The following is a 10,394-nucleotide window of genomic DNA, read 5'->3' on the forward strand; positions in this document are numbered from 1 at the left end:
GAAAATCTCTGCTGCCCAAGCTCACTAAACAGACAACAGCCGAATGGCAACCTGCCAGATGAGCAATGGATTCAACAACCCCATAGTGGAGCACTCCGACTACCTTCTGCATAAGCGTCAGATACCACGCTTGCAAGAGTAACCAGAACACCTGACTTGTTGCTATTGCTCGCCGTATTACTCGCTTTGGAAGAATGGCAGCAGCTAAATCGGCGCTAACCCTCTCCAGGGCCGCAGACTGATAGGGAGTCGCTTAAGGTGCTGGTGATGACACCATCTCATAACGACGCTTTATGCGTTCCACCTCACCCGACTGACGCAATTGCTCCAAAGCGCTAGCCCATGCGGCGACCACCTCACCCTCAGAGTCCAGGCTAAAGGCGATATAAAGCGATGAGCGATAGATTTCGATAGGTATCTGCCGCAATGTGCCAGGCGCTATACTCAATTTGCGGCTGTAGTGAGCCACCCCTGCAGCTGTATCGCCGACAATAATCCCGGTGCGCCCAGCCAGCAGCATCCGGTAAAGCTGACGATTGTGTGTAGCGCTTGTATCGAGATTGGTGAATCCCAGCGACCGCAATAAATCCGGCATCAGGCCAGCATGACGCGTCGTGATCCGCGGAGCGCTAAGTAACTGCTGCAAGGTATTGACCGGCTCTTGAGCAAAGGCAAGCTGATAGGGATAAATAGACTCTTCCACTATGGGGCCGACCCACTTGTAGAGGGCTTCACGCTCCTGCGTGCGAAACATCGAATAAAAGATCGTTTTGGGTCGCACGCTCAAGGTGCGACTGCCTCGCATGCTCGGTAGGAGCACCAGGTCGAAGTTATCACCGGTAACGGCCATGATGGCGCGCACTATTTCAGTCGTCATACCGGTAATTTGATTGTTCTCCTCATAATTATAAGGAGCCCATTCTTCGGTCACGATCTGATATTGCTCTGCCCTAAGAGACGTACTTAGCAGCAGAAAGGCCAGCGTTGAAATAACGGTTGAATATTTCAAGTATTCTGCCTGATAGGCTGAACGGTGAATGCATAGGATCTGGCTAAAGTGCCACTATTCAGTATAGCCCTTGCTCAAGATAACGCTCGAAGTACCGCGACAGAGAGGGCAGAGCCTGCAACGACGTGGAGTGCGCAAGCAGATTGCGCGCAGCAGGCGACCGATGAATCACAGTGAACTCTATGAAGTGCACGCATCCTGGCGGTTGATATCTTTAGCGACCTGATAATGGGGAGCAGGGCATAAAGAGAACCTTGATACGGGCTCAAGCAGTTCAGAGCGCCGCCAGGTGCAACTCAAGTTACCAGCTAGAGGTCAGCGAAAAGGGCATACGTAGCGGCTCAATGGGGCCTTCACGGGCACCACACATTTCATCATGTACAACGTGCTGCACCAACACGCAAGACAGTGGCGGCGCGGATGCCGGAAGGTCACTCAACAGATCTCGCAGATGCGTAGTCGAGCGCAGCTGCATGGTTTGCCCCTTGTTATCCAGCAAGGTGCAGCATGTCTCCTGTAGCTGCGCACGCAAAATATAAAAGCCACCTTCCAGTGACAACAACTCCAGCTCACAAATCTTGCCTTCGGTAGCCAGCTTTATCATGTCCTGCAGGGTCATAAAGACCTCCTGTGTAGCGCCTTTCATCACCAAGGCAGTCGATCGCCGTTGTAGGAAAGGAAACCACCACTGTCGTGCGCAGTGCTTTCATCAACCACCGCCAGCAGCTCGGCCGCGGCCTGAGCCGCTGGCCGAGCATTGGCAGCACCGCGAAAGGGTTGCGATAAGGGGGAAACCACGGTTCCCGGATGCAGACTGAGCAGGCGCGCCTTGGGCCACTGACGCCTCAGCTCGATAGCTGCCGTCTTGATCAGCATATTCAGCGCCGCTTTCGACGAACGATAGGCATACCACCCACCCAATCGATTATCGCCGATACTGCCGACCTTGGCCGATAACACAGCCATGGCACCGTCAGCAGACAACAAGGGCAAAAAATGCCGCAACACCAGCGCCGGGCCCAAGGTATTGATCTGGAAAACGCGCCGCAGAGCCTCCGCCTCTATCGCAGCCAACGACTTCTCCGGCTGCACCGCTGGACCATGCAAAATACCGGTGGCCAGCAGGATTAACTGAAACGGGCCCTGCTGCGCCAAAGTGTCGGCTGATTCAGCAATACTGACCGGGTCTTCCAGATCAAGCCGCGGCGTCGTGTTTCGGCCTAACTCGGTTACCTGCGCACAGGCCGAATCGCTCCGCAGAGCAGCACAAAACGCCTGTCCGAGCGCACCGCTACCGCCAATCACCAATACGCGGTAATTGTCTCCCAGAGAGTGCATACGCAGCATCAGCGTAGCCCTGACAGCGTTAAGTTCAGCATTTTAAACCTGTTCATTTCTTAGCCATTCACTGCGTTCAGTTCCGCTAATAAAAGCAGCAAAATAATTGTACAAAGCAAACTATACACAACGGCAGGCGACTGACCATTACGCTTGGCAGCCGCTGCCTGCATAACTTAACGCCATACGCGCAAACAATCTATACACAACTTATACACAAAGCGAACAACCTGCTCACCTAACGCCCTGTTAGCTCTAGATCTGAAAACGAGTAGCAGCAAAGCGGTTGAGCAGCAGATGCATAAGGTAGACCGCAGTCAGTGACAACGTCACCGCGATAGATAACGAGAAGAAGCGATAAAGATCGCTATAGAAGAGGTCCTGGCGTGGCGACAGGTACTGGCCAAACAGGATGGCCATGGTGGTTAGCGCGGCGAAACCGGCACCAGAGCCACCTTCCAGAAGATGTATCCGGGCAAACAGCATGAGGCAGATCCATAGCCCTGCGGCGATAAATGGCAGCACATCAAAGTGATCCATCAGTACAAGCTGTACAACCAGCCCCACGTTGCAACCAACCAGCGTGCCAAGTGCGCGGTTCCAGCCTGCCGGACCAGCTCCTCTCCAGTTCAACGGAAAGAGCACCAGAATACTGGCAACCTGAGCAGACAAGCCGCTCTGCAGGTTAAAAACCTGAAATACGACAAACGACAATGTTGCCACTGTCGTTGCGAGTATCACCTCATGACGCTGGTTGGTCAGCGGTTTGCTTGGCATCTGGCGTGGCTGACGCGGCTCAACGTCGGCAAACAGTACGTGCATCAGCATGGCAATGAACAGCGTTGTCAGTACCGAAACGATATTGGAAGCCACGATGTCGCCGATATCTGCAGTCGGGTAACTGGCAAAGTGCAGCTGCATGGACATGTTGACTATCGACATGGCACCAAACAGAAAGTTAGGCCCGCGACTCATCTCACGAAACAGCAGCGCAAACATGGCCATCACCATGATCGTCATAGGCACTGGCTTATCACCAAACATGCCCTGAATGATCAATACCGAAAAGCTGACCACCAGCATATTGCCCACAAACTGACGCATGACGTGGGAATTCAGTGTCGGAACCATGCCCAACAAGAGAATGGGCTGCACCACAAAAAAAGCGCCATAGTTCCAGCCAGCCAGTTTGCAAATAATAAAACCCAGCACTCCGCCAAACGCGATACGCAGGCACTGGCGTACATCGTTGGGTTCGAGCTGTCGCTTGCTGGTCAGTAGTATGGGTCGCATGGCAAGCCTCAGTATATGTAATGCATGAGGCTGACCAGACGGATCTGCAGGCCACCGAATAATCTGGCCAGGCCACCAACGGGGTACAACTGCACGGTAGCCCGTGAACCTGAGGGTAACTGCGCCAGCAAGTCATGCTCGTCTTGCAGGATCAAATGAATACGCTGGCGCTGCGCATCCCGCACCCAGCGATCAGAGGTCTCGGGCGCCGCAAGGCTGCCATCAGGCAAGAGCTGGCCCTGTGAGGTACCTGCATCGACCGCCGTTACCTGAGCCGCAAACACCTTGCCGGGCAAGGCATCAAATACAATCGCTGCGTCTTCACCCTCATCCATGTGAACCAGGGATTTTTCACGGAAGTCGGCGATGACATCAGCCTCATCACTGACCAGTGCGGCTAGCGAATTACCTACTGCCGCATAGGTGCCTGGCTTGATCTGCAAGTTGGAGACCACGCCGTTTTCTTCGGCACGTACCTCGGTATAACTCAGATTCAGCTCGGCGCGTTCCAGGTCGTTGCGCGCCTGGCGCAAACGCAGATTGTCATCATCAGTCATGCCGCGTTGCACGCGCAATTGCTCTGCGCGCGCCTTGGCACTGGCAAGACTCGACTGCGCCGCGTGATACTTGGCCTGGGTCTGATCATATAGCTGCTGCGCGACATTGCCGCTGCTCAACAATGTTGCCAGACGCTTGTGTTCACGCGACAACTCATTGACCTGAACCTGCGCCGAACGAACCTCGCCTTCCGCTGCAGCCAGGGATGCGTCGTATCCAGAGTTATCACGCTCGGCCGCCTCCAGCGCCAACCTAGCCTGATTGACCGCCAGCTCATAGGGACGTGAATCGATGCTGAATAGCAGATCACCGGCGCGAACGTGCTGATTATCCGTGACCCGCACCTCGACGATCTGGCCGCTGACCTGCGGTGCAACGCGAATAACGGGATGCATGACCCGCGACTGCGGGGTCAGGGGCATCCACAAATCAGCGGCAAGAAAGTAAATAAAGACCACCGCAAAGACGATGAGCGCAGCGCGCACCCAGCGCGCAAAAACCTGATCGGGTGTCATGCGCCCTCCTCCGTATGTTTATCGAGCAGGGTCCGCACATTACCTTCCATGCTCAGTAACACGCTGGCAAAAGCGTCAAGCTGCTGGTGCGATAGTCCGTGATAGATTTCCTCACGGACCTTTGCAATGTGCTCTTCCAACGTCTGCACCCGCTGACGTCCCTGTGCGGTAAACCACAAACAATGCACTCGCCGATCAGTGGCGTGGCTACGTCGCTCAATCAGCTTTTGCTGCTGCAGCTGATTCAGTGTGCGTGTCAGTGAAGGCATCTCTATTGCCAGCTCGGTCGCCAGCGCCTGTTGCGTACAGCCCTCACCTACTTTATCCAGGTGCATCATCACCGCCCAGCGCGCCTCGGTCATTCCCAAATCGCCCACCGCCTGGTTGATTGCGTTACGCCATAGGCGATGTACACGCCCCAAGGCAGAACCCATGGACGGTTTGAGGGTCTGATACAGAAACAGATCGGGGGCAGCGGGCGTGGTCATCAATATCTCCGGGTATGCCTGGCGGAAAAACTAGTTAGCTTGCTAATTAATAGTCTAACTTCGTGCATTTATTTAGCAAGCTAAGTTAATAGGCATTACGGAAACACTGCGTATCCCATCAGAAACAATGCTGCCGACGCATCAGCTCGGCTAAAGCGCCAGAGAAAAACAGATGACACCGCTGTCGTCACACCATGCTTTTGGTTAGAGTTCCGTTAACACGCGAAAGATAGAAGTCTGTCTCTTCGCGCCATCATCCTTAATGAGTGAATCATGTCTTATATCGAAGAATCGCTGTCCACCGGTGAAGTAGTCCACAAGGTCTTTCAACTGCACTGGTTCGCCAAAGTGCCCATGTACTGCTGGATTGTGCTGGGCATTCCGACCTTGGGTATTACCTGGTTGGTCGCGATCTACGAGTACTTTCGCCTGCGCTCGATTGAGCAGGGCGTGACTAACAAGCGGGTTATTCTCAAGAAGGGCATCATCAGCCGGCAGACAGAGGAAATGAAACTGACCTCGATCGAAACCGTGGAGATCGAGCAGAGTGTCTGGGGCCGCATGTTCGGTTATGGCACAGTCAAGCTCACCGGCCGCGGCATCAGCGATGTGACCTTCAAGAACATTGATGAGCCAATGGCGGTCAAACGAGAGATCGAGAGCATCAGCAACCCGATCGCTTGAGCAGCCAAGCGTTAGAGCAAAAAGACGGTCGCAAGCCCCAGGAAGGCAAGAAAGCCAATCACGTCGGTTACTGTGGTCAGTATCACACTGCCTGCCAGTGCCGGATCAATGCCCAGACGGCGCAGCAAGAGCGGAATAAGCAGACCAGCAAAGGCCGCACACAGCAGGTTGAGCAGAATGGCGGCGCCGATGATGGCGCCGATCTGCCAACTACCAAACCAGAGAATCGCTAGTGCAGCAACTACGCCTGCCCACAACAGGCCATTGAGAAATCCAATCCCCAACTCCTTGGCCAGCAGCAGGCGCGCGTTACCACCTTCTACCTGCCCAAGCGCCAATCCGCGAATCACCAGTGTCAGAGTCTGACTGCCAGCAATCCCGCCCATACTGGCAACAATCGGCATCAGCACCGCCAGCGCCACAATCTGCTCCAAAGTGCCCTGAAATAGACCGATAACCCAGGCGGCAAGAAACGCGGTTACCAGATTGATCCCTAGCCAGACAGCCCGGCGACGCGCGCTGGTCAGTACCGGGGCAAACATATCCGCCTCATCATTAAGACCCGCCATGTTCATCATCGCGCGCTCTGAGTCTTCGCGAATGATGTCCATCACGTCATCCACCGTGATACGCCCGAGCAGAATATTATTCTCATCCACAACGCCGGCAGAAAGAATGTCGAGATCTTCAAAGCGACGAGCGACTTCACTACTGGACAGGGTTACATCAAGCGCTTTGAATTCTGCATCCATCACATCGCCGACATGAGCCTCAGGCAAACTGGTGAGCAAGCGACTGAGGCGCAGAACGCCCTGATAGCGGTTTTTACGATCAACCACCATCACCTTGTCGGTATGATCAGGCAGGTCTTCCAGCAAGCGCAAATAGCGCAGCACCGAGCCAACCCGCACGTCTGCTCGCACCGACAGATGGTCAGTATTCATCAAGCCGCCAGCGGAGTCCTCCGGGTAGGACAGCATCGAGAGCAGCTGCTGACGCTTACGCACGTCCATGGTCTGCAGCAATTCGCGGCCGGTATTTGACGGCAGGTCCTGAATCAGGTCGACCAGGTCATCCAGATCCAGATTCTGCGCAGCGGCTGCCAGCTCCTCCTCTTCCATTTCCAGCGCCAGCCGAGCACGTACCTCATCGTGCAAATGCACCAGAATCTTGCCCGCACGCTCGGCGTCCAGCATATCCCACACGCTGGTCCGCTCTTCCGGCGGCAGTGCTTCCAACAGACCCGCAGCCTTGGCCGGGTGCATTTGCCGAAACGCCTTGCCCACCCGCTTGAACTTGCCCGCTTCCAACGCGTCACGCACACGGGCAATCTGAGTCGTCGCACCGTGTTCGTCATCCTCATCCAGCTCGTCGGATAACGCATCATCCAGCGGGTCGCGCAGCAAGGCCGCAGCCATCAGCGCATCCAGATGGCGCAAGACCTGCTCTTCTGTGTTGTCATCCACCTGCTGCCAGACAGCTTGCCGCTGCTCTGGATCGAGTGCTTCCAGAACGCTGGCCACTTTGCCCGGATGCATGGTCCGCAGCATTTTACGCACACGCTTGCGCTTGCCCTTGGACAGAGCTTCGGCAATGGCATCAAGTTCAGTATGAATGGCGCGGCTACCGTTTTCACTCATGGGCGGGTACTACTCCTGTGGCTGAATAGGACAACGGACAGTCAAGGCCCCGCACAACATCCAACGCAGTGAAAGCCTGCGCTCAAATAAGGTGGTGACGGCCAAAGCCGTCTGGTGGCAGGTGCTGTTGCAGACAGGTTCTAATGTACTCTTGGCAGACGCTCTGCACCAGAACACAGTCACGCCTCTGACTGCTCTCGGCTGGCTTCGCAGATCGCCAGAAGCAGAAAATAGCTGACCACACACAAACCACATCATGCTCACAAAGAAGCTCTCGATACTGGCACTCGTTAATCAACCAGGGAGACTCAGCATGAAACGCATGATTGGATGGCTACTCATCATAAGCAGTCTGTTTGGCCAGCAGGCCTTGGCCAATGAAGCCGATCCGGACCAACCACAGACCGGACTGCTCTTAATGCGCAACGGCGCTGAATCAGAATGGCAGGCCGCTCTGCTACTCAACACTGACATTGACGTGCAGATCAATGGCCCCGTTGCCGAAGTGCGCATACGCCAACGTTTCACCAACCCAGGCGAGCGTTTCAGCGAGGGCGAATATGTGCTGCCGATGAGCGAAAACGCCGCTGTACATGCGATGACGCTGGATATCGGCGAGCGCCATATCGTCGGTGAAATTCATGAGAAAGCCGAGGCCAAAGCCATTTATGAAAAGGCCAAGGCCAATGGTCAGCAGACCGGTCTGACCGAGCAACGACGCCCCAACCTGTTCAGCACCTCGGTTGCCAACATTGCCACAGGCGAGACTATCAGCGTCACACTGGAATACACCGAACTACTCATCCCCGACGCCAACCAGTTCAGCCTGCGCCTACCGCTGACCATGACACCGCGCTACACCGCGGCGCAACCGCTGGAGTTTGGCGAAGCACCCGCACCGGCGGTGGAAGGCCGCATTGTGCAGCAGCAATGGACCGACGCACCTTCGCATCAGGCACGACTGAATATTTATCTGGATGGAGGCATGGAACTGCAACAGATTCACAGCCCCAGCCATCCACTTACTGCCAACTACGACGGCCGTGGTTATCAAGTGGAGCTGGCTAACAATACCGTAATCATGGAGCGCGATTTTATTCTCGAGTGGCAACTACCCACTGACGCGGGGAATCAGGCATCGATATTTACCGAAACAGTCGACGGCGAGCAGTACGCCATGCTGATGCTCTCCCCCGCTGCGCGCGAGGCGATCAGCCAGCGACAGCCACGCGAGGTAATACTGATCATCGACACCTCCGGCTCCATGCAGGGTTCACGCATGCGTCAGGCCAGAGAAAGCCTGCTATACGCTATCCAGCGCCTGGAGCCGGAAGATCGCTTTAACGTACTGGAATTCAATAGCGATTACAGCGAGCTATTCCAGGAGCCCCGCCAGGCCAGCAAGGCAAATCGCGATACCGCTACTGAATGGGTGGCGCAACTGGAGGCCAGCGGCGGTACCGAAATGCTGCCTGTGATCGCCAACGCGCTGGGCCAACAAGGCGAGCAGGGGTATCTGCGCCAGCTCATTTTCATTACCGATGGCTCGGTCAGTAATGAGCAGGAAGTCCTGACGCTGATCAACCGCCGCTTGGACACTTCACGGCTGTTCACCGTGGGTATCGGCGCTGCGCCCAACAATTACCTGCTGCGCAAAGCGGCGGATATTGGCCGCGGCCAATTTACCTCGGTCAGTGATGGGCAAGGCGTCAGCGCGGCGATGAACCAACTGTTCAGCAAGCTGGAAGCACCGGTGCTGACCAACCTGCGCATTGCAATGGATGAAGGCGTCAGCGCTGAAATCTGGCCGGAAAAACTGCCCGACCTCTACGCTGACCAACCGCTGGTGGTCGCTATGAAACTCAACCGCTTGCCGCGCAGCATCACCCTCTACGGCAACCAGCCCGAGCCCTGGCAGCAAGAATTAGATGTGCCACAGGCACAACAGCACAAGGGCGTATCCACACTCTGGGCGCGCAGCAAAATAGAGTCACTCATGGATCGTATAACCCAAGGTGAGCCAGAACCCATCATCCGTGAAGCGGTACTTGAGGTCGCCTTGCGCCATCAACTGCCAAGCCGTTACACCAGCTTCGTGGCGGTCGATAAAACACCGGTACGTCAAGCGCAGGAGCCGCTGAACAGCCAGCAGATACCCAACCTCAACCCGATGGACCACCAGGCCTACCCGCAAACCTCGCTCGGTCTGCTGCAGATCTGGCTGCTGGCAGCGATGCTGCTGATGGCTGGACTGGCTATGCTGTATTGGCAACGGCCACGTCATGCGTAAATTGATCGCGGTAGCTCTCTTGCTGGGTGCCCTCGGCTTTGCTGGGCAAGGCACCTGGCTGCAGGGCAAAGCCATAGTGGCCCAGTGGCTGATTGCACAGGCCTGGGAGCAGCAACTCAGTAGTGGCGAGCCGGTACGTCCCTGGTCCTGGGCCGATACCTGGCCAGTGGCCAAACTAACCGCGCCCGATGGCAGCATCAGCTATGTGCTGTCCGGCGTCAGCGGGCAGGCACTGGCTTTTGGTCCTGGCAAACTCGACAACGGGGTGGGTCCCGGCGATATCGGCACCTTGCTGTTAGCTGGCCACCAGGATAGTCATTTCGCCTTTATGCAGCGCCTGAAAACCGGTGACCGGCTGCGCATACAAGCTGCCAACGGCGAGGAGTATCAATACCGTATCGACAGCCAGCGCGTGGTCGACAGTCGCGAGGAACGTATTGAGCTACAGCACAGGCGCGCTGAATTGCGCCTGGTCACCTGTTATCCGTTTGCCTCGCTTAATAGCGGCGGGCCGATGCGTTATGTGGTCAGCGCCTCACTTGAACCATACCTATGATTGCGCTGCCGGTGCCTGAGCAG

General features: G+C 55.9%; 10 protein-coding genes. 3 read left to right on the top strand and 7 right to left on the bottom strand.

Features of this window, described 5'->3' with window-relative positions; translation table 11 throughout:
• Positions 1–253: 253 nt before the first annotated feature.
• The 6 genes from H4J77_RS01250 to H4J77_RS01275 all read right to left on the bottom strand — a co-directional run bounded on the left by H4J77_RS01250 (position 254) and on the right by H4J77_RS01275 (position 5,201).
• Positions 254–1,009: an ABC transporter substrate-binding protein gene (locus H4J77_RS01250; protein ID WP_123888394.1), complete on the bottom strand. Its 756-nt coding sequence runs from the start codon at positions 1,007–1,009 to the stop codon at positions 254–256.
• Positions 1,010–1,310: 301 nt separating this feature from the next.
• The gene (locus H4J77_RS01255; protein ID WP_182246696.1) at positions 1,311–1,628 is read right to left on the bottom strand and encodes a DUF6482 family protein; all 318 of its coding nucleotides are present in this window, start codon (positions 1,626–1,628) and stop codon (positions 1,311–1,313) included.
• A 26-nt stretch (positions 1,629–1,654) separates the two neighbouring features.
• Positions 1,655–2,356: an SDR family NAD(P)-dependent oxidoreductase gene (locus tag H4J77_RS01260; RefSeq protein ID WP_123888391.1), complete on the bottom strand. Its 702-nt coding sequence runs from the start codon at positions 2,354–2,356 to the stop codon at positions 1,655–1,657.
• A 246-nt stretch (positions 2,357–2,602) separates the two neighbouring features.
• On the bottom strand, positions 2,603–3,640 hold the full coding sequence (locus H4J77_RS01265) for a DUF2955 domain-containing protein (protein ID WP_123888390.1): 1,038 nt from the start codon (positions 3,638–3,640) through the stop codon (positions 2,603–2,605).
• 8 nt (positions 3,641–3,648) lie between these two features.
• A complete protein-coding gene (locus H4J77_RS01270; protein WP_123888389.1) occupies positions 3,649–4,713 on the bottom strand; it encodes an HlyD family secretion protein in 1,065 nt (354 codons plus the stop codon).
• Entirely contained in the window at positions 4,710–5,201 is a 492-nt protein-coding gene (locus tag H4J77_RS01275; RefSeq protein WP_123888388.1) for a MarR family transcriptional regulator, read from the bottom strand. Before H4J77_RS01275 ends, H4J77_RS01270 begins: the two co-directional genes overlap by 4 nt.
• A 273-nt stretch (positions 5,202–5,474) precedes the next feature.
• Here H4J77_RS01275 and H4J77_RS01280 point away from each other — a divergent pair, with 273 nt between their 5' ends.
• Positions 5,475–5,885, top strand: a complete 411-nt coding sequence (locus H4J77_RS01280; RefSeq protein WP_123888387.1) for a PH domain-containing protein — start codon at positions 5,475–5,477, stop codon at positions 5,883–5,885.
• 11 nt (positions 5,886–5,896) lie between these two features.
• Here the strand turns inward: H4J77_RS01280 and mgtE are convergent, their stop codons facing one another.
• Positions 5,897–7,525, bottom strand: coding sequence for a magnesium transporter (mgtE, locus tag H4J77_RS01285; protein WP_123888386.1), 1,629 nt, complete (start codon positions 7,523–7,525; stop codon positions 5,897–5,899).
• 313 nt (positions 7,526–7,838) lie between these two features.
• Here mgtE and H4J77_RS01290 point away from each other — a divergent pair, with 313 nt between their 5' ends.
• Positions 7,839–9,815, top strand: a complete 1,977-nt coding sequence (locus H4J77_RS01290) for a marine proteobacterial sortase target protein (RefSeq protein WP_182246698.1) — start codon at positions 7,839–7,841, stop codon at positions 9,813–9,815.
• Entirely contained in the window at positions 9,808–10,371 is a 564-nt protein-coding gene (locus tag H4J77_RS01295; RefSeq protein ID WP_182246700.1) for a class GN sortase, read from the top strand. Before H4J77_RS01290 ends, H4J77_RS01295 begins: the two co-directional genes overlap by 8 nt.
• Positions 10,372–10,394 lie beyond the last annotated feature (23 nt).

The organism is Pseudomonas sp. 5Ae-yellow (assembly GCF_014077575.1).
Lineage (GTDB): Bacteria > Pseudomonadota > Gammaproteobacteria > Pseudomonadales > Pseudomonadaceae > Halopseudomonas > Halopseudomonas neustonica.